The following is an 18,447-nucleotide window of genomic DNA, read 5'->3' as shown; positions in this document are numbered from 1 at the left end:
CACGCGAGCAAGCCCCAAACGGTGCGGGCTCGGAAGGCCGGTCCCGGGCGGCCGCAGGCCCGGGACCGGCACAGGTAATCAGTTGTGCAGGGCGCTGAGGACCTTGTAGAACTCCGCCTTGCCTTCCAGGCCGATGCCGGGCAGGTCGCCAGGGGCCACGCGGCTGTTGACGACGACGGCGTCGTCGGTGAAGCCGCCGGTGGGCTGGAACTCCCCGGGGTAGGACTCGTTGCCGCCCAGCTTCAGGGCCGCGGCGATGTGCAGGGAGAACTGGTGTCCGCCGTGCGGGATGCAGCGGCGGGAGGACCAGCCGTGCTGGGCGAGCATGTCCAGCACACGGCGGTACTCCGTCAGCCCGTAGCTCAGGGCCGGGTCGACCTGGATGTAGTCGCGGTCCGGGCGCATGCCGCCGTAGCGGATGAGGTTGCGGGCGTCGTGGACGGAGAAGAGGTTCTCGCCGGTGGCGATGGGGTTCTTGTAGTGCTCCGACAGGGCCGCGTTAAGGGCGTAGTCCAGCGGGTCGCCGACCTCCTCGTACCAGAACAGCCCGTACTGGTCGATGGCCTTGCCGTACTCCAGGGCCGTCTGCAGGTCGAACTTGCCGTTGACGTCCACCGCCAGGCGGGACCCGTCGCCGTCCAGGCACTTCAGGACCGCTTCGATGCGGGTGAGGTCATCGGCCAGGTCGGTGCCACCGATCTTCATCTTCACCACGTCGTAGCCGGCATCGAGGAACCCGCGCATCTCGTGCTGGAGGTCTTCCAGGGTCTTGCCCGGGGCGTAGTAGCCACCGGCAGCGTAGACGAAGACGTCCTTGTCCGGGTTGCCGTCACCGTAGTGATCGGAGATCCAGCGGTAGAGCGGGACCCCGGCGATCTTGGCGGCCAGATCGTGCAGGGCCATGTCGACCACACCCACGGCCACCGACCGCTCCCCGTGGCCGCCGGGCTTCTCGTTGCTCATCATCAAATCCCAAGCCTTCTCGGGCGAGAGCTCACCGTGCTCGTCCATGAGATCCTCGGCCGGGGCGTTGAGCACGCGCGGGAGCATGCGCTCCTTCAGGATGCCAGTGGCGTTGTACCGGCCGTTGGAGTTGAAGCCGTAGCCGACCAGAGGCTTGCCGTCGACGATCACGTCACTGACCAGCGCCAGGATGGTGCAGTCCATCTTGCTGAAGTCGATGTAGGCGTTGCGCATCGAGGAGCTGATCGGGATGGTGTCGACGTGGGCGGAAACGATTCTCATGGGTCTCTTCCTGACGAGGTGGATCTTATAAGGGTCTTATAAGATGTGCTGGACACTACACTGGGCGTGATGCAGGGCACAAGCCCTGCGGAGAGGAATAAGAGAGCGATGTCACAATGAGCACGACGAAGGTCTCCTCGAGCAAGGGCGCGATCGCCTACAGCGAGTTGCGCCGCCGCATCCTCTCCGGCGATCTGGCCCCCGGCTCACGGCTGTCGCAGTACGACCTGGCTGAAGAATTGGGCATGAGCATCACGCCCCTGCGCGAGGCGGTGCGGCAGCTGGCCAGCGAGGACTGGGTGGAGGTCGACACCCACCGCGACGTGCGCGTGGCACCGATGAGCGCCTCCGAAGCACGTCAGCTCCTGGAGGTCCGGCTGTCCCTGGAACCCTCCGCCACCGAGCTGGCCGCCCTGCGTCGCACCGACAAGGAAATCGAGGTGATGAAGGCGGCGGCCGAAGAGCTCCTGCCTGTCACCCGCACCTGGGGTGACGAAGCCGTGACGGCTCACCGGGCGTTCCACCGGGCCATCTACCTCGCCTCGCACAACAACGTGATGATCAGGCTGCTGGACGACCTGTGGGACAAGTCCGACCGGTACCGCCGGATCGGGCTGGAACTTCCCGCCGGCGACGAACCACGCACCCTCGACCTCAACCAGCACCACCAGCTCCTGGAACTGGTCATCGCCGGGGACGGGCCTGCCGCCGCGGAGCTGGCACGCACCCACATCCTCAACAGCCTCACGGCTGCCGTCACCGGCGCCCTCGAAGCCCGTGAGAGCGGACCGCTGCAGCTGTCGTACCGCTCCTACACCGGCTGACCCAAAGCCCCTGGGCGGTGAGAACCGCGGAATAGCCTCTCAACTGCGAAGAGCCCAGATGGCTGAGGGGTGCAACTTACAAGGTTGCGCCCCTCAGTACTCGCTTCATCATGCGCTGAGCTGCCGGTGGCAGATCCGGCCGCTGGCCAGCTGCAACAACCCGAGGCGGAGGCCGGCTGGCCTGCGCCGAGCAGCTGCGAAGCAGGGAAGCGTGGCTGCGGGTGCTGACTCTGGGGGAGACGTGGACACGGCCACCCCGATGGGGTCGATGGTCTTCACCGTTATGGCGGCCCTGGCGCAGATGGAGCTGGGGATCAAGCGGGAGCGGATCACCGACTCGGTGGCCAGGCGCCGGGCGGCCGGCAAGGACCTGGGCGGGCGGCGCCAAACCTTCACCGACTCCCAGATCCGCAACGCCCTGCGGCTGATCGAGGGTAGGAGCCGGCCACTCAGGTGGCACGGGACCTCGGGATGTCGAGGGCCACCCTCTACCGGCGCAGCCGGGAGTTGCCCTTGCTGACTCCCTGAATGTGCGCGTTCTCTGGGCAGGCGGTGTGAATAGCCTCCAGTGGAGCCTGCGGGGTAGGAGCAGAGGGTTGGCATCACCAAGGGCGCCTAGCCAGTTCGTGCTGGGTGGGGGAAGATGATGTCAAGGAACTAACGTCAGACGATTCACGGTCCATGGGCGCCGGCGAGGGTATGAAGACTTTGGAGAACGGCATTTTCCCCTTCGGCTTGGGACGGGTGAACGACGAGTCTGTCTCCAAGCTGGCAGACAGCGTGGTGCAGCAGCTGGAGATGGCTTTGGCCGTCGGATTGCTTACTGATGGTCAGCGGTTGCCCAGTGAGATGGAGCTGGCCAACGAGTTGGGGGTCTCGAAGGTGACCCTGCGCCAGGCGCTGACCGAGCTGCGGAACAAGGGCCTGATTGAGACCCGCCGCGGGCGTGGAGGTGGCAGCTACGTCCAGGACGCCAGTGCGACCAGCCGTGGACGGGCCGAGGAGCAACTGCGGGCTAAGAGCACGGAGGAGCTGCGTGATCTCGGGGATCTGACGGCCGCGGTGACCGGGGCAGCGGCGAGACTGGCTGCTTTACGGGCCTTGCCGGAGGATCTGGACCGGTTGGAGGCGCTGGAGCGGGCCTTTGCCGAGGCCACCACCGATGACGGGCGGCGCCGCGCCGACAGCCGCCTGCATATCGAGCTCGGGGTGGTGGCGCAGTCGTTGCATCTGTCCACGACCATCATCCAAACCCAGGGTCAGATGGCTCCGTTGTTGTGGGTGCCGGGCAGCCCAGCAGTGGAGGAGTCGGTGCGGGAGCATGCGCTGATCGTGTCCGCGATCCGTGAGGGCGAGGCGACGGTGGCCCAGCAGCGGGCGATCGAGCACTGCGAACGGGAGACCCGGGTCTTGATCGATCGGCACCTGACGTTGGTGACGACATGAACGAGGGGATGCGTATGGGCGCACCACAGGATGAGCTGACGGGGCTGGCCGCCGAGATCACCGGGCACCTTCACCGGACCGTGGATGAGCTGGCGCAGATCCGCGCCGACGTACAGGTGCTGCTGGAGGCGGTGGAGCACCAGGGGCGTCGGCCCTCCCGGGACGATCTGGGCGGCATCCGGGAAGCATTACAGGCCTGTCTGCGCCGCGAGGACTCTCCCATGGATGGCATCGGCATGGCTGCTGCCGTGGGCTATCTGATCGACAGCGACTACTGGCTGGAATGGTGGCGACACGACGGGCGGGGAGGCTTGGAGTTCGTCGCTCACAACCTCAACCCCCACCGGGATTCCTTCTACGACTACTCCGCCCGCAGCCGGTTCTCCACCCCGGCCTCCTCGGGCTCACCGACGATCACCGGGCCCTACATCGACCTGGGCGGCACGAACTCCTACACGGTGACGGTCTCCGTGCCGGTGTTCACCTCCTCTGGCTTCGCCGGCATCGCCGGTGCGGACATCGCTGCCGGCCGGTTCGAACGACGCCTCCTTCAGGCCGTGGGCAGCCGCACCGCGGTGGTGCTGACCAACGCGGCCCTGCGGGTGATCGCCTCCAACACGGCCCGCTACCTGCCCGGAGACCTGCTGCGCGGGCACAGCATGGACCGGTGGACCCGGGTGGAGCTGGGCGGTGAGCTGTTCTCCCCGCAGATGGCCTGGCAACTGTTCTCCCCAGCGCCATAGGACCCGTCCGCAGTACGGGGTACTGGCCTTGCAACGACACCACCCCGCCCCCCCAAAAGGGGGCGGGGTGGGCGGTCCGGGGGCGCGGGTGGCAAACCATCGCGTGTCCCGGCCCGGGGGTAAAATTCCCCCAACTTCCGGGCGACGGTTGCAGGGCCCGCAGGGGTTTGCCGCCGCGCCCGGGGTCAGGTCCGGGCGATCTCGTCCGGGATCTTCTCCTCCACCAGCTCCCCGTTGGTGGGCACGTGCTGGTGGGTGTGGGTGCGGTACTCGGTGGGGCCGATGACCCCGTTTTGGCGGTCTTTGGCCTCCAGGACCCGGGCGTAGGGCAGAGCCAGCCAGATCCCCAGCAGGATCCCGATGACCCCGCCGGAGAGCTTGCCGACGATCAGCGGGAAGACCATGTTGGGCTGGAAGTTGGCGCTGAAGGCCAGGTGGTCGCCGAAGGTGAAGGCCGCGCACACGGCGAAGGCGATGGCCAGGACCTTGTCGCGCGGGGGCATGTAGTTCACCACTCGGAACAGGGCCAGGATGTTGGCCGCCCCGGCGAGGATGCCGGCCGCCCCTTCTTCGCTGAAGCCCAGCCGCTTGCCGACCTTCTCCAGGGGCACGGCCAGCCAGGTGCGGATGGCGTAGACCATGGGGAAGGCCCCGGCGAGCATCACCCCGATGTAGCCGGCGACTTCCAGGGCGCGGAACTGGTCCTCGGCGTCGGCGATGAACGGGGCCAGGGGCCAGGGGCCGAAGACGTCGAAGATGTTGGTGAAGTACTGCACGACGGAGACCGCCAGGGCCAGTTTGATCAACGCGTCCAGCACCCGGCCGAAGGTGATGAAGAGGCGCACCATCGCCTGGGAGAAGAACCGTAGGCCGATGGCCAGGCCCACCACGACGATGGCCAGCGGCACCAGGTTGAGCAGAATCTGGTCCAGGGGCAGGTCGAAGGGCGTGGTCGAGGGGGAGGTGGTGGAGATGTCGCTGCGCAGCGGGGTGGCTCCGGTCTGCAGCAGCAACGTGATGATGAAGACGGCGAAGGGAATGGCCAGCAGGCCTGACATCACGCCCAGGGCCATGTACTTGTGATCACGCTTTTCCAGCATGGCCAGCCCGACGGGGATGGAGAAGATGATGGTGGAGCCGGCGGTCAGGCTGGCGGCGAAGGCCATGATCCAGGCCCCGTGGCTGCCGGCGGTCTCAAAGGCCAGGTGGTAGCCGCCCATGTCCCCGGCGATGAGGGTGGTCGCGGCCAGGGCCGGATCGGCGTGCATCCAGGCGTAGACGGGGGCGAGGTAGGTAGTGATCAGCTGGCTCAGGACGGGAATGAAGACCATGATCCCTGCCACGGGCAGGAAGATCGGTCCGATGGAGTAGATCCCTTCCTTGAACTCCTTGCCGAAGCCTTTGTCGTCGTTGATGATCGCGCACACGGCGCCGATGAGCAGGAAGCCCATCATGATGTAGATGATGACCTGGCCGATAACGTCCATGGTGGGTACCGGTGACTTTCGGGCGGGGTCGGCGACCCCCTTGACTGGGGCCGCCGACCAGGTGGCAGGGAAGGGGTCTCAGCCGAGGAGGGCTCGGGTGTGGTCGTTGAGGAAGATCCCGCGCGGGTCGAACTCCCGGCGCACCTGCAGGAAGCTCTCCAGCTGCGGGTACAGCACCTCGAGGCGTTCCCGGGTCATGAAGTGAATCTTGCCCCAGTGGGCGCGGGCGTCGAACTGCTGCAACGTGGCGTCGACATCACGCAGGTAGGGCCAGTAGTTAGTGCCCGGGGCCCCGGAGACGGAGATGACGGTGGTGTCGCACTGGTAGAAGGGCGAGAGGTAGCCCTCGTCCTGCTTCACCCACCGCACTTCCATGGGGTACTTCTGGTCGGAATGGACCGTGTGGATGAGGTCCTGGACGGCCTCGACGGCTTCCAGGCCCCGCTCGACGGGCACGTAGTACTCCAGCTCGTGGAACGGGATCATGAAGCCACCGGGGTAGACCCGGTAGGAGCGGTCGCGACGGGCGCCCTCGGTGAGGTCGATATCGGAGTCGTCGATCTGAACGGGGTTGTAGCGCTTGGTGTAGCTGCGGTTGGTCATGGCCTCCCCGGCCGGGGTGGGCAGCTCGTAGAGCCCGGCTGATTCCTCGCCCGGGCACCACAGGAAGGAGTAGTGCCGGTTGCCGGCGATGTCCTCCTGCCAGGTGGAGCGGGTCTGCTCCCAGGTGGGGTAGGTGATCTGCTCCTGCAGGTAGTACCGGTCCACGACCTGCAGCTCGACCTCCAGGAAGATCCCCAGGGTGCCCAGGGCCACCTGCGCGGCCCGCAGCTCGTTCAGCTGGTCCTCGCCGATCTCCACGATTTCGCCGTGGCCGTTGATCAGGCGCACCCACCGCAGGGCGGAAGAGAAACAGCCCAGCTCGATGCCCGACCCGTGGGTCCCGGTGGAGATGGCCCCGGAGATCGACTGCTTGTCGATGTCCCCCTGGTTGGCCAGGCCCAGGCCCTGCTCCCACAGCTGGTCGCCGAAGGCGTGGATGGGGGTACCGCCCTTGGCGCGGACCCGGCGGCGGGCGGTGTCGGTGCCGGTGATCCCGGACAGCGCGGACAGGTCCATCAGCACCCCCCGGTGTGCACCAGCGGGGTGAAGGAATGCCCGGCGCCCACCGCGCGCACCGACAGGCCCTCCTTGATCGCAAAACGCACCGCGTCCAGGGCTTCCTGCTCGGTGCGCGGGCGCACCGTGTAGGCCGGGGTCGCGCTCTGATTGCCGCCCCAGTTGGACCAGGTCTTCTGCGTCTCGAACGGGATGGGCGGGGTGAAGCTGTTCTGCAGCGGGTTCACGGGTACCGCGGTGGTGTCAGTCATGGTGGTCTCCAGATGAGTGCGAGGCGTCAGGCGCCGTGGTGGATCATGACGTGCTTGGTGCGCGAGAAGTCCTCCAGGGCGTAGAGGGACAGATCCCGGCCGTAGCCCGAGCCCTTGAAACCGCCCCAGGGGACCTCACAGGCCAGCACCAGGTGGGAGTTGACCCACACGGTGCCGAAGTCCAGCTGCCTGGGCACCGACAGGGACCGGGCGCTGTCGGTGGTCCACACGGAGGCCGACAGCCCGTAGGGGGTTTCGTTGGCGCGGGCGATGGCCTCGTCATCGGTGCTGAAGGTCTCCACCGACACGACCGGGCCGAAGATCTCGGTGCTGGCCAGCTCCGCCCCAGCGGGCACCTCGGTGATGACGGTGGGCTCGATGAAATACCCCGGGCCCTCGATGGCCTCACCCCCCACGGCGATGCGCAGCCCGGCGGCCTTGGCCTCCGCCAGGGCCTGCTGGACCCGCTCGAAGTGCCCCTTGGAGATCATGGAGCCGACCTCCACGTCCTGCCCGGTCCCCGGGGCGCCGACCGTGATGGCCTGCACTTCGCGCACCAGCAGCTCGGTGAACTCCTCCGCCACGGACTCGTGGACCAGCACCCGGCAGGCGGCCCCGCACTCCTGCCCGGCGTTCCAGAACCCCGCGGTGCGCACCCCCTCGGCGACGGCCTTCAGGTCGGCGTCGGCGAAGACGACCACCGGGGCCTTGCCACCCAGCTCCAGGTGGACCCGCTTGACGCTGCCGGCGGCGGTAGCGGCGACCTTCTGCCCGCTGCCCACGCTGCCGGTGATCGCCACCAAATCCACGTCGGGGTGATCGGACAGGCGCTGCCCCACCACCCTCCCGGCGCCGGTGACGATGTTGAACACCCCGGCCGGTAGCTCCCCGGCGATGAGCTCGGCCAGCTTCAGGGTCGACAGCGGGGTCTGCTCCGAGGGCTTGAGCACCAGCGTGTTGCCCGTGGCCAGGATCGGGGCGATCTTCCAGGCGGCCATCAGCAGCGGGTAGTTCCACGGGGTGATGACCCCCACCACGCCCACCGGCTCGCGCAGGATCACCGAGGTGTGGCCTTCGGCGTAGTCCCCGGCCGCCAGAGAGGTCAGCGTCCTCGCCGCCCCGGCGGTGAAACGGAAGGTGTCGATGGTGCTGGTGAGATCGTCCTCGGCCACTGCCTCGGGCTTACCGGTGTTGAGCGCCTCCAACGCCTCCAGCACCTCGTGGTTGGCCTCGATGATCCCCGCGATTCGGTGCAGGGCATCGGAGCGCTCCTTCGGGGTGGTCCCCGCCCACGCCTTCTTCACGGCCACGGCCGCGGCCACCGCCGCGTCGACGTCCTCCACGCTGCCCGAGGGCACCGAGGTGATCACGGTCCCCGTCGCGGGATCCTCGATCTCGATGCTCTCCGTGGACGTGCTCGGCACGAACGCCCCGCCGATGAAGTGCCCGCTCGGGGGCAGCTGCGGCTCCGCAAGCCCCTGCCCCTGGGAGCGTCGGACGGAGAACCGCTCAGTCTCAGCAACAGTCATGGAAGTTCCGCTTCTTTCTGCGTGCCTGGTCACGGGCCTGTCCGCCCGTGACTCCTGTGATGCCGGTCACTCGATGGTGACACAAATCATGCCCTGGAGCAATGAAGACTACCTTTAGACCTTTTAGTTGCTGTGTGCGCCTCGTCAACCTGCGGTTACCTGTCCCAGCGACCCCGCCCAGGGGGCGCCCACTCGCGGACATGCGCCGAGGCGGCCACGCGTTGCGGACCGTCAGTCGTCCACCTGTGGCGTGCCAGAGGCCGGTGCCACCCCCCCCGTCGACCATGGGGTGTCTGGCGGACGGGCGTCGCGTCCGGCCTTTGATAAAGCGATCGCCGCGATCCAGGAGGGGGACACCCTGGTGATCATCACGCTGGATCCTCTAGGGCGGTCGACGCAGAACATGCTGACCTTCGCCGAGCAACTGCGGGGCCGGGGGCGCCGGGTTGCGGGTGCTCGACCTCGGTGGAGGAGACGGGGACACGCACACCCCGATGGGCTCCATGGTCTTCACCGTCATGGCGGCGCTGGCGCAGATGGAGCTGGAGATCAAGCGGGAGCGGATCACCGACTCGGTGGCCACGCGGAGAGTGGGCGACAAGGACCTGGGTGGTCGGCGCCAGACGTTCACCGACTCTCAGATCCGCAGCGCCTTGCGTCTGATCGAGGCCGGGGAGCCGGCCACTCAGGTGGATCGCGAACTGGGAATGTTCCGGGCCACCCTCTATCGGCGCATTCGAAAGTTGCCTTTGCCCGTTCTTGGAAACGCGTGACTTTTAGTAGCTCATGAAGCGGCTGCCGCCCCTAGCGGGCAGGCTTGGACTGCGGTCGCTTCTGCGTGGTTTGTAGGAGTAGATCCTCCGTGGCGGTGCCGTACGGCGTCTAAATGTTAGGGGCCCTCTAGGTGTACCCGGTCACTGGGTTGGTCGCAGGCGGCTGATCGGTGGGTGGCCTTCGAGTGCGCTGTGACGCCTGCCAGTGTTGTAGTGCTCGACCCACGGGGCAAGAGCAGCGCCGCGTTCGTCGTTGCTGGTGAAGACCTGCCGGTAGGCCCACTCAGTGGCCAGGGTGCGGTTGAACCGCTCCACCTTCCCGTTCTGCCAGGGGCAGTGCGGGCGGATGAACACCTGCTTGGCGCCCAGGGTAGTGATGACCTCGCGCACGGCCGTGGAATGGCGGTAGGCCCAGGCGTTGTCGGTCATCACCCGCTGGATCTTCTCGATCCCGCAGTCGGCGAAATAGGCCGCGGCCCGGGCCAGGAACCCCGCGCACGTGGCGCCCTTCTCATCGGCCAGGATCTCGGAGTACGCCAGTCTGGAATGGTCATCGACCAGTGAGTGAACGTAGTCGAACCCGACCCGGGTGCCGTGGTCCCGAGTGAGGCTGCCCTGGGCGCGGCCGATCGCCCGCCAGCCGCCGCCGTCTTCGGATCCGGCCGAGCTTCTTCACATCCATGTGCACCAGCTCCCCGGGCCGGTCGCGTTCGTAGCGCACCGCGGTGGCCTTCGAGGCCCGGATGAGCTGGCCGGTGAGTCGGTCCAGCTCCCGCAGGTACGGGACCCGGTGGCGGCGCAGAATCCGCCCCACCGTGCGCGGGGCCAGTCCCAGCTCGGGGCCGAGCCAGTCCTGACCCCGCCGGGTGGTGCGGCGCAGCGCCAGCACCTGCTGCTCGACCTCGGGCCGGGTGCGGGTCGGGGTGGTGTGCGGGCGACAGGACCGGTCGTGCAGGCCGGCCTCACCCTCGTGCTCGTAGCGGGCGATCCAGGTCGCCACGCACTTGCGGGACACACCCATGGCCGCGGCGATGTGCGCCTTGGGCATCCCGGCCTGGTGGCGCTGCACGATCAGGAGCCTGCCGTGGACGGTGGTGCGGGCATTACCGTGGGACATGGGAGCCTCCGTGGTGGATGTGGGCCTTCGACAAGCCACACCCCACCCGGAGGCTCTCCTCACGTCAACACCGCGCTACCAATCTCCTGCCCGGGTACATCTAGGGCGTCGACGAATCGCCCCAGAGCGCGGTCTTTGGTGACCGTGCCGGCGGGAAAGATTCGGCCGTTCATGCACAGATAGACGCTGGGAGGCAGTGTTTGGGCGGCAACCAGTGCGGCGCCGATGTTGAAGGGTGCGTCACTGAAACGCATGGCGGCTGGTTGCATGGCCCCGGTAAGCACGACGGTCATTGCCGAGCCTGGTCCGAGGTGCCGTAGCAGGTGGGTGGCGGTGTCGGTCATGGTGTCGGTGCCGTGAGTGATGAGGATCCGTCGGGTGCCCGACTGGTGGAGTTCACTGATCCGAGTCGCCACCAGGGCGCGGTCGGCATCGGTGATCTCCAGGCTGTCCTTGGCCAGGACGGGTTCGACGGTGAGGTCCAGGTGCACTCCTGCTTCGTCCAGGATGGCCGCGATGGGGGGGGGACCGATGTCCAGGTCCCCGGCCACGCTGTAGCGCTTGTCGATCGTGCCCCCGGTGGCCAGCACGACCAGGGACGGCGCGCCGTCCTTGGGTGCGGGGTGGCCACTGTGCGGTCCGTCGTCTCCGGCTGTGGCGTCGGTCTGGTGGCGGGGCGTGCTGGTGTTCTCGCTCATCTGATCTCTTCGGGCGTTCGAGCTGGTTCGTGAAGGACGGACAGGTCACCCCTCGGGGGTGATGTCCGGGGGGTGGAGACGCAGGTGCCGGTGGGGGAAGAGTCGGTGGACCGGCCACCCGTGCCGGCGCAGTGCGGACCCGGGTGAGCGGTGGATCCGTCCGTGAGGGCGCCTCTGCTGCCTGCGTCGGTTGCAGTCCGGCGGTCCTCAGCCCAGTGCGGCGATGGCTTGGACCTCGACGGCCGCCCCGTAGTGCAGGTCGCTGGCCCCGGCAACGGCCCGGGCGGGACGGTGGGCCCCGACCCACTCGGCGTAGATCGCGTCGAAGGCCGGCCACTGGGCGAGGTCGGTGATGTAGACCGTCACCGACACCAGCCGGGTCCGGTCGGTGCCGGCCCTAGCCAGGCACCGGTCGAGGTTGTGCAGCACCTGCCGGGCCTGGGTCTCGAAGGGGTGATCGGCCAGCGGGGTGCCGTCGGCGTCCAGGGGCAACTGCCCGGAGATGTAGGCCAGCCCGGCGTGGATCGCCAGGTGGGAGTAGTGCCCCAGGGGTTCGATCAGCTCCGGGCTGTCGCGCAGCTCGATGGTGGTGGACTTCTGCTCGGCGGTGCTGGTGTGGATCGCGGGCGCGGCGGTGGGGTTGTTCATGGGTTTGTCTTCCGTGGGTTCGTGGTGGTGGTCCGGTGCTGACCTGGCAGCCTGGTGCGGGGGTCAGGGGGCGGGGGTGTGGCCGCCGGCGGCAAGGTCGGGGTCGAAGACGGTGGCCATCTTCTCGGCTGATTTCAGTCCGCTGCCGGTGAGCACGACCACGGTGGTCTCATGGGCGCTGATGGTGCCGTTGGCCAGGAAGTGGTCCAGGGCGGCGGCGGCCACGCTGCTGGTGGGCTCGGCGTACAGGCCCCGGGAGGCCAGCTTGCGCACCGCGGTCCGGATCTGCTCATCCGACACCGCCACCGCGGCCCCATTCGAGCGGGCAATGGCGGCGACGGTCTCGGGCAGCCGGACCGGGTGGGCGATGGAGGCCCCTTCCGCGATCGTGGGCACCCGCTGGCCCCGGCTGGCCGGATCGGTGCCGTTGAAGGTGTCGACGATGGTGGCCCAGTGCTCGGGCTGCCCGACCAGCAGCCGGGGGCGGTGGCTGATCTGCCCGGCCTCCAGCAGCTCGGTGAAGGCGGTGTCGCAGCCCAGGATGTTGCTGCCGGCCCCGGCCACGAGTACGACGTTGTCCGGGGCTCGGAAGCCGAGGTCCTCCCACATCTCGTAGGCGATGGTCTTGGTGCCCTGCAGGAAGAACGGGTGCCAGTTGTGGCTGGCGTAGGGGATCTGGGCGGACTGGCGGATCGCCTCCTCGGCCACCTGGTCGCGGGTGCCGCCGACGAGTTCAATGTCCGCCCCATAGGCGCGAGCCTGCAGGATCTTCGCCGCCGAGGTCGCCGCCGGCACGATGATCTTCGCCCGGATCCCGGCCGCGGCCGCGTAGGCGGCCACCGAGGAGCCTCCGTTGCCGGAGCTGTCCTCCAGCACCTGGGTGGCCCCCAGCGCTTTCAGGTGCGAGACCATCACCGAGACCCCGCGGTCCTTGAAGCTGGAGGTGGGGTTGAACCACTCGAGCTTGAAGTGCACCGTCTGCCCACCCCACTCCAGGGGCACCGTCGGGGTGCATCCCTCACCGAGGCTGACCCGGTGGCCCGGATCGACCGGGATCGCGGCCTGGTAGCGCCACAGGGACCGCTCTGAGGTGACGATGTGCTCCGGGGTGAGCCCGGGCACGGGGCTCAGGGCCAGGGGGGTCTCATCGGCCCCGCGCCAGCGCGGGTCGGTGAGCTCGTACCGGGCCCCGCTGCGGTCGGAGAGGAACGGGGAGGTCGTCTCGGTGCTGTCGGTCACGGCGACTCTGCTTCCTGGGGATCGGGACAACGGCGTGGCCGGGGCAGTGCTCTTCGGGCCGAGGCCACGAGCTGGGCTGCAGCTGCGGCCTGACGGTTTCGCTGCGGGTGCTGCCGGGGCCATTGGCCCCACGCCTATGGATGATGAAGGACCCGCCTCTCACCCGGTCGACTCTCCCCGTCAGGGGCCTCAGACGTCGAGCTCGGCGAGTGAACACAGCGACCTGGACTGAGACCATCATCCATCCCACATCTACTGTATGTCTAACACTATACAGTTTGTATAGAACCGGTGTCACGCCTCGTAGGTACACCTCGGCGCCTCGTCGGCGTGCCTAAGAAGGGCCGGCCTGCAGTTGGAGGCGCACGTGGTCGGCGAGTCGGGAACTCCGAAGGAGTGGCCGTGTTCCCGAGCTGTCCCGCCCCTTTCCGCCGGGATCGAGGTGGCCCGGAGCAGTCGGGCGCGGGGCTCCTGGGCCTCCCTGGACATTCCCTCTAGGATTAGTCAGAACGTTGTTCCATGGCGGAGGGTCGGGAGCACCCACCATTTCTCCTGACCTAACCTGCGTCTGTGGGCGACTGCAGTCGGTTTGCGCCTCCGGGCCTCAAGACTCAGAGAGCCAGGGGACGAAGCCCCTGCGGGGACGGGCTCCAAGATGCATCCATCACCAAGCCCAGTTCATCCGTCAACACGCCAAGTCGGAGATGTGACATGACCAACCCGGAGATATCCGACGTAGAGCACCTGTTGACCGAGCTGGAGAAGATCACGGTGGCGCTGGGCAAGACCTTCCCGGGGCTGTGCGAGGTAGTGCTCCACGATCTGCGGGATCCGTCGAACACGATCCGGACCATTGAGAACAACATCTCCGGGCGCACCCCCGGACAGCCGGCCACGGAGATCGGCCTGGCCCGCATCCAGGACCCGGACTTCCCGGAGGTCCTGCAGAACTACGCCAACCGGTTCCCGGACGGGCGGGCCGCCAAGAGCACTTCCATCGGGATCAAGGACCAAGAGGGCAACTACATCGCGGCCCTGTGCCTGAACGTGGACGTGTCGATGCTCAACACCATCGTCCACCAGCTGAGCACCCTCACCCGCACCGAGGACCAGGCGCGGCCGGTGGAGGAGAACCTGAAACAGAAGAGCCTGGACGAGATCCGGGACTACATCACCCAGTACGCCGCCCAACGCGGCGTGATCCCCCAAGCCCTGGACCAGGAGTCCGGGCGCGCCCTGACCCAGAAGCTGCGCGACGAGGGCTACATGAACATCCGCAAGTTCGTGCCCACCGTCAGTGAAACCCTCGGCATCTCCCGCGCCACGGTCTACAACTACCTCAAGTAACCCGACACCGCTTCCGCGGCGAGCGGATCCGCTCCGCCCAAGGGGGCGGTGTGTGCTGCGGATGTCCTGCCCACAGAGCAGGTGCGGTCGCAGCCGCGCTGGTGCCCACGGGCCCGCGGGGGCACACCGCTCACCCACCACGGCACCAAGGGCAGCGGTCGCCGGGCGAACCAGCCCCAACGATCCCAGGGGGAACCCTGCCACCTAAGGGCGAAACAGTCCCGTGAAGCAATCACATCACCTATGGTCCCGCTACCGGCCAATTCCCTCAAGAACAATGTTGCAGTAGGGGTTCCTGAGCGGGCATGTCCCACGGTCAGGGAAACGGGCATGGCCAGGTTCTCGGCTTCCTCACCACCTCCGTCAGGGCATCCGGAGCCGGCGACCAGCCGGTACCCGGCCCGGTGCACCGGGGGCGGGGCTGCTGTGGTGTCCTGGGCCCTGGGGATACTGGGGCCATGACCGAGGAGACGATCGACCCGCCCGTGGATCTGTGGTTCAGCGCCCGGGGGGACGGGCACCCCTTCGTGCTGCTGCACCCCGGGGGCACGGACTCCCGGGCCCTGGGCCCTGTGGTCGAGGAGCTGTCCGGCCGGTACCGGGTGCTCACCCCCGACCAGCGCGCCCACGGCCGCACCCCCGACCGGGACGGGCCGCTGTCCTATGCGGCGATGGCCCAGGACACCATCGCCTTCCTCGAGAAGGAAGCAGACCCCCCGGTGCACCTGCTGGGCTACAGCGACGGGGCGGTGATCGCTTTGACCGTGGCGCTGCAGCGACCCGACCTGGTCCGTGACCTGGTGGTGGTGGCCGGGGTCTACCACCACGACGGGTGGGAGACCGGCGTCCTCGACGACGAAGCAGAGCTTCCGGGGTTCATGGTCGAGGCCTACGCGGAGGTCTCCCCCGACGGGGGCGAGCACTACGGGCAGGTGGTGGCCAAGCTGGCCCGGATGCACGCGGTGGAGCCGGCCTTCACCGGCGCGGACCTGGCGGGCCTGGAGATGCCCGTGCTCGTGGTGGTCGGGGATGATGACGAGGTGCGCCTGGAGCATGCCGTGGCCATGTACCGGGCCCTGCCCCACGGGGAGCTGGCGGTGGTCCCGCGCGCCTCCCACGGGGTGCTGGTGGAGAAACCGGGGCTGTGCGCGCGGCTGATCACCGACTTCCACGCCACCGACACACCGGCCACCTTCGCCCCGATCCGCCGCCGCCCCCGACCCTGAGGCAAGGACCCGGCCTCCCGGCCCTCCCACCGACCACGCCCCCAGCCGATCACCCACGACGGGCAGGGGCGATAAGGGTTCGGTGACTGGCCCAGGCATATTGCCTCGCCGCTGGTAGTTTCCCATTCGTGAGCGGATAGGGGCCGGAACCTGGAGTGCTTACCCTGCCGTCAGGGCGGCTTCTTCGTGGTCGGGGCCTGTGCCATCCACTACCTCGGGGCGTCGTCCCGGACTTCGGGGTCTATCTTCTCAGCGAACAGCCACCCCCCCCTGCCGTGGGATGCGCGGTGGGTCCGCTGGCCGGACTTCTGGTTGCCCACCCACCGTAGCGACGCTCACGAGGCACTGATCGAAGCGTGGCGCCGAGCTGCCGCAGAACGGGTGGAGATCGCCTGCGGTGGCGGGCGGGGGAGGACCGGCACCGCACTGGCGTGCGTGGCGGTGCTCGATGGCGTGCCCGCCGATGTAGCAGTGGCCTACGTCCGCAAGTACTACGACCCGCGGTCGGTCGAAGCTCCCTGGCAACGCCGATACGTCGCGCACTTCCCCACGCATTGAGGGCCTGTGTGGCTGGTCGTTCCACTGCTGGGCCAACTGGACCTACCTGAAAGTGCTCCACACCGACGCGCGAGTCGGGTCACAACAACGCAGTAGCGGTTCCGTGGTGGGTGTTCAGGCGTCGAAGTGGGTGGTGGCTGGGCCTTGGCCGACCTGAGCGACGAGCTGGGCGGCCGGCTCGCGCAGCTTGATGTTGCGGTGGTTGGAGGCCGCGCGCAGGATCTCGAAGGCGCGCTCTTGGGTGCAGCGGTTCTGGCCCATGATGATGCCCACGGCCAGGTCGATGCTGGTGCGCGAGGCCATGGCCGCTTGCAGGTCCGCCGCGGCGTCGCGGTGGCCGGCCAGGCGCACGGCCAGGCGCAGCACGGTGGAAGCCTGAGCCACCTGGCCCTGGATGACCTTGATGGTGGCCGCATCGTGCTTGTCGACGGTGTCGGCGTAGACGTCCAACCCCGCGGCGGCCTCCCCGCCCAGATCGAAGGGCACCCCCAGGGCCGAAAGAATCCCGTTGGCGGCCGCCGCCTTCCCGTACTCGGGCCAGCGAGGGTCGGTGCGGGTGTCGGCCACGTGGACCATCCGGTGCTCACGGGCCGCGGTCAGGCACGGGCCGTCGCCGTAGTGGTACTGGATCTCATCCAGCGCCTCGGCCTGGGCGCTGGAGGCGGCCACGGTGGCGGAGCGCTTGGGGCGCAGCAGGGTCACCGCGCACCACACCTGCTCCCCGTCCGTGGCCAGCGCCTCGGCGATCGAAGCAGTGAAGGCGTCGAGGAACCCGGTGATGTCCTCGGAGTCCAGCAGCAGCTCGTGCAGGTCCGCCACGGGCGCCCTGCCGTGTCCGTGATCGGTCATGATTGGTCCTTTGCTCCGTTCGATGGATACGCGGGTGCTCTGGAAGAGGACACCCGTCCGGTGAGTGCCGTGAGCTCTATTTCTCGGGTGTCCCGGGGCGGTCGTGGTTCAGCACGTCACCGGCCTGGATTGGAGCGTTCTCGTCCTCGGCGGAGCAGTCCCCGGCGGAGGCGGTGTGGTCCTCGATCAGGTCGGCGGCGTAGGGGGCCTGGGGCGGGGCCAGGTCGAGGAGGATCTCGTTGGCGGCCTGGGCCAGCAGGTTCCGCTGCGGCCGCGGCAGGGTCAGGGAGTGGTGCAGGTAGGCGTCGACCTCGAACTTGCTGACGTCCCCGCCGATGCTGAAGTAGTACAGCCACAACCGGCCCCGGTCGATGCCGGCGGCGACCATCGTCGCCCGCAGGCACCGGGCCTGCTCGTAGCCGACGGCCTCGTCGTCGGTACCTCTTGGCGTGGCCATTGGCGATCCTCCTCGCAGGTGCGCTCAAGCGGTTTCCAGGACCTCGGCGGCGACCTCAGCCACCCGCCGGCCTTCGGTGTGCGCTCGTTCCAGCAGCGCGGTGCGGGCCGCCTCGGGGTCCAGGAGCTCCCGGGCCATGAGCACCCCGGTGGCCAGCTCGATCCGCTCCCGGGTGGCCATCGCGTCCTTGAGTGCAGCGCTCAGCCGGGTCGGGGACTCCACCGGTTGGGCGGTCCCGAGCAGGGTGGCCGCCGCCTGCCCCAGCAGATCCTCCTTGGTGTCCCCGAAGGCGTAGGGGGTGGTGGCGTAGACCTTCAGCGCCCCCAGGGCGTGGCCGTGGTGGATCAGCGGGGTGCTGCACACCGAGTGGATCCCGGCGGCAGCGGCTGCCGCCGCCCAGTGCGCCCAGCGGGTCTCGGTGGTGGTGTCGGTGATGCGCTGGGGCTCCCCGGTGGCCCAGGCGCTCGGGCACGGATCCGCCCCGAGCTCGTACTGGGCGGTGTCGGCGCCCGCCACGGCCGGATTGGTGGCGGCGGTGGTGATCCGGGTGCCGTCGGCTTCCAGCAGGGACACCCCGGCCCCGGCCGCCCCCGGGATCATCTGGTGGGCCACTCGCGCCAGGTGGGCCACCGCGGTGGCCTCGTGTTCGCTCAGCAGCATCCCGTGCAGGTGGGCGAAGACGGTGGTCAGCTCCCCGGGAGAAGGATCAGGGGACATGGGGTGTGCCGTTCGGCAGGGTGGGTCGGGGTGGCGCGATGGCCGCTGCCGGACCCGTCAGCGAAGAAAGCGCCTCGTCTCACCGACCCCCTCTTGTTCATCAGTTTACTGCCGTTTCGGGGATTCAGAGACCTGTCACCCATCCGTCGAGCAGGCAGGCCATGGCCATGCCAC

General features: G+C 68.4%; 16 protein-coding genes and 3 pseudogenes. 8 read left to right on the top strand and 11 right to left on the bottom strand.

The annotated features are described in order from the left end of the window. Window positions 1–78: 78 nt before the first annotated feature. Entirely contained in the window at window positions 79–1,245 is a 1,167-nt protein-coding gene (locus tag ACYSMR_RS02720; RefSeq protein ID WP_461747312.1) for a mandelate racemase/muconate lactonizing enzyme family protein, read from the bottom strand. 116 nt (window positions 1,246–1,361) lie between these two features. Between ACYSMR_RS02720 and ACYSMR_RS02715 the strand changes: the two genes are divergently transcribed. The 4 genes and pseudogenes from ACYSMR_RS02715 (at window position 1,362) to ACYSMR_RS02700 (ending at window position 4,258) form a co-directional block, all read left to right on the top strand. Beyond that, the gene (locus tag ACYSMR_RS02715; RefSeq protein WP_461747311.1) at window positions 1,362–2,069 is read left to right on the top strand and encodes a GntR family transcriptional regulator; all 708 of its coding nucleotides are present in this window, start codon (window positions 1,362–1,364) and stop codon (window positions 2,067–2,069) included. A 176-nt stretch (window positions 2,070–2,245) separates the two neighbouring features. Continuing rightward, window positions 2,246–2,597, top strand: a pseudogene (locus tag ACYSMR_RS02710) (recombinase family protein); the annotation flags it as partial. A 153-nt stretch (window positions 2,598–2,750) separates the two neighbouring features. Then, the gene (locus ACYSMR_RS02705) at window positions 2,751–3,515 is read left to right on the top strand and encodes a FadR/GntR family transcriptional regulator (protein ID WP_461747310.1); all 765 of its coding nucleotides are present in this window, start codon (window positions 2,751–2,753) and stop codon (window positions 3,513–3,515) included. A gap of 14 nt (window positions 3,516–3,529) precedes the next feature. Beyond that, window positions 3,530–4,258 (top strand): cache domain-containing protein, encoded by a 729-nt coding sequence (locus ACYSMR_RS02700; RefSeq protein WP_461747309.1) that lies wholly within the window; start codon window positions 3,530–3,532, stop codon window positions 4,256–4,258. 185 nt (window positions 4,259–4,443) lie between these two features. Here the strand turns inward: ACYSMR_RS02700 and ACYSMR_RS02695 are convergent, their stop codons facing one another. The 3 genes from ACYSMR_RS02695 to ACYSMR_RS02685 form a co-directional block, all read right to left on the bottom strand. Then, a complete protein-coding gene (locus ACYSMR_RS02695) occupies window positions 4,444–5,745 on the bottom strand; it encodes an ethanolamine utilization protein EutH (protein ID WP_461747308.1) in 1,302 nt (433 codons plus the stop codon). A 78-nt stretch (window positions 5,746–5,823) separates the two neighbouring features. Then, window positions 5,824–7,026 carry a D-arabinono-1,4-lactone oxidase gene (locus ACYSMR_RS02690; RefSeq protein WP_461748002.1) on the bottom strand — a complete coding sequence of 401 codons (1,203 nt, stop codon included), beginning with the start codon at window positions 7,024–7,026 and terminating at the stop codon, window positions 5,824–5,826. A 115-nt stretch (window positions 7,027–7,141) separates the two neighbouring features. Continuing rightward, the gene (locus ACYSMR_RS02685) at window positions 7,142–8,644 is read right to left on the bottom strand and encodes an aldehyde dehydrogenase family protein (RefSeq protein WP_461747307.1); all 1,503 of its coding nucleotides are present in this window, start codon (window positions 8,642–8,644) and stop codon (window positions 7,142–7,144) included. Window positions 8,645–8,894: 250 nt separating this feature from the next. Between ACYSMR_RS02685 and ACYSMR_RS02680 the strand changes: the two are divergent. Next, window positions 8,895–9,417, top strand: a pseudogene (locus tag ACYSMR_RS02680) (recombinase family protein). A gap of 141 nt (window positions 9,418–9,558) precedes the next feature. Here ACYSMR_RS02680 and ACYSMR_RS02675 read toward each other — a convergent pair. From ACYSMR_RS02675 to ACYSMR_RS02660, 4 genes and pseudogenes are all read right to left on the bottom strand, one after another. Further along, window positions 9,559–10,534 (bottom strand): annotated as a pseudogene (locus tag ACYSMR_RS02675) (IS481 family transposase). A 59-nt stretch (window positions 10,535–10,593) separates the two neighbouring features. Beyond that, entirely contained in the window at window positions 10,594–11,232 is a 639-nt protein-coding gene (locus ACYSMR_RS02670; protein WP_461747306.1) for an asparaginase domain-containing protein, read from the bottom strand. A 207-nt stretch (window positions 11,233–11,439) separates the two neighbouring features. Continuing rightward, window positions 11,440–11,880, bottom strand: coding sequence for a RidA family protein (locus ACYSMR_RS02665; protein WP_461747305.1), 441 nt, complete (start codon window positions 11,878–11,880; stop codon window positions 11,440–11,442). 63 nt (window positions 11,881–11,943) lie between these two features. Continuing rightward, on the bottom strand, window positions 11,944–13,119 hold the full coding sequence (locus tag ACYSMR_RS02660; protein WP_461747304.1) for a threonine synthase: 1,176 nt from the start codon (window positions 13,117–13,119) through the stop codon (window positions 11,944–11,946). A gap of 711 nt (window positions 13,120–13,830) precedes the next feature. On the opposite strand from ACYSMR_RS02660, the gene ACYSMR_RS02655 reads away from it, so the two are divergent. The 3 genes from ACYSMR_RS02655 (at window position 13,831) to ACYSMR_RS02645 (ending at window position 16,250) form a co-directional block, all read left to right on the top strand. Then, complete coding sequence (locus ACYSMR_RS02655; RefSeq protein ID WP_461747303.1) at window positions 13,831–14,466, top strand: helix-turn-helix transcriptional regulator; 636 nt, start codon at window positions 13,831–13,833, stop codon at window positions 14,464–14,466. Window positions 14,467–14,924: 458 nt separating this feature from the next. Further along, complete coding sequence (locus ACYSMR_RS02650; protein WP_461747302.1) at window positions 14,925–15,692, top strand: alpha/beta fold hydrolase; 768 nt, start codon at window positions 14,925–14,927, stop codon at window positions 15,690–15,692. A 186-nt stretch (window positions 15,693–15,878) separates the two neighbouring features. Further along, window positions 15,879–16,250, top strand: a complete 372-nt coding sequence (locus ACYSMR_RS02645; protein ID WP_461747301.1) for a phosphatase domain-containing protein — start codon at window positions 15,879–15,881, stop codon at window positions 16,248–16,250. 114 nt (window positions 16,251–16,364) lie between these two features. Here ACYSMR_RS02645 and ACYSMR_RS02640 read toward each other — a convergent pair whose 3' ends face one another. The 3 genes from ACYSMR_RS02640 to ACYSMR_RS02630 form a co-directional block, all read right to left on the bottom strand. Next, the gene (locus ACYSMR_RS02640) at window positions 16,365–17,099 is read right to left on the bottom strand and encodes a GAF and ANTAR domain-containing protein (RefSeq protein ID WP_461747300.1); all 735 of its coding nucleotides are present in this window, start codon (window positions 17,097–17,099) and stop codon (window positions 16,365–16,367) included. A gap of 76 nt (window positions 17,100–17,175) precedes the next feature. Further along, entirely contained in the window at window positions 17,176–17,556 is a 381-nt protein-coding gene (locus ACYSMR_RS02635; RefSeq protein ID WP_461747299.1) for a hypothetical protein, read from the bottom strand. 24 nt (window positions 17,557–17,580) lie between these two features. Next, window positions 17,581–18,273: a GAF and ANTAR domain-containing protein gene (locus tag ACYSMR_RS02630; protein ID WP_461747298.1), complete on the bottom strand. Its 693-nt coding sequence runs from the start codon at window positions 18,271–18,273 to the stop codon at window positions 17,581–17,583. Window positions 18,274–18,447 lie beyond the last annotated feature (174 nt).

The organism is Kocuria sp. U4B, assembly GCF_054875615.1.
Note: the sequence above shows the minus strand (reverse complement) of the source record. Positions and strands in the feature narration are given on the sequence as shown.

Excerpts from the sequence above, each read along its gene's own strand:
- ACYSMR_RS02670 (WP_461747306.1), bottom strand. The coding sequence starts at position 11,232 with ATGAGCGAGAACACCAGCACGCCCCGCCACCAGACCGACGCCACAGCC.
- ACYSMR_RS02700 (WP_461747309.1), top strand. The coding sequence starts at position 3,530 with ATGGGCGCACCACAGGATGAGCTGACGGGGCTGGCCGCCGAGATCACC.
- ACYSMR_RS02650 (WP_461747302.1), top strand. The coding sequence starts at position 14,925 with ATGACCGAGGAGACGATCGACCCGCCCGTGGATCTGTGGTTCAGCGCC.
- ACYSMR_RS02655 (WP_461747303.1), top strand. The coding sequence starts at position 13,831 with ATGACCAACCCGGAGATATCCGACGTAGAGCACCTGTTGACCGAGCTG.
- ACYSMR_RS02705 (WP_461747310.1), top strand. The coding sequence starts at position 2,751 with ATGGGCGCCGGCGAGGGTATGAAGACTTTGGAGAACGGCATTTTCCCC.
- ACYSMR_RS02695 (WP_461747308.1), bottom strand. The coding sequence starts at position 5,745 with ATGGACGTTATCGGCCAGGTCATCATCTACATCATGATGGGCTTCCTG.
- ACYSMR_RS02630 (WP_461747298.1), bottom strand. The coding sequence starts at position 18,273 with ATGTCCCCTGATCCTTCTCCCGGGGAGCTGACCACCGTCTTCGCCCAC.
- ACYSMR_RS02640 (WP_461747300.1), bottom strand. The coding sequence starts at position 17,099 with ATGACCGATCACGGACACGGCAGGGCGCCCGTGGCGGACCTGCACGAG.
- ACYSMR_RS02665 (WP_461747305.1), bottom strand. The coding sequence starts at position 11,880 with ATGAACAACCCCACCGCCGCGCCCGCGATCCACACCAGCACCGCCGAG.
- ACYSMR_RS02685 (WP_461747307.1), bottom strand. The coding sequence starts at position 8,644 with ATGACTGTTGCTGAGACTGAGCGGTTCTCCGTCCGACGCTCCCAGGGG.
- ACYSMR_RS02715 (WP_461747311.1), top strand. The coding sequence starts at position 1,362 with ATGAGCACGACGAAGGTCTCCTCGAGCAAGGGCGCGATCGCCTACAGC.
- ACYSMR_RS02635 (WP_461747299.1), bottom strand. The coding sequence starts at position 17,556 with ATGGCCACGCCAAGAGGTACCGACGACGAGGCCGTCGGCTACGAGCAG.
- ACYSMR_RS02720 (WP_461747312.1), bottom strand. The coding sequence starts at position 1,245 with ATGAGAATCGTTTCCGCCCACGTCGACACCATCCCGATCAGCTCCTCG.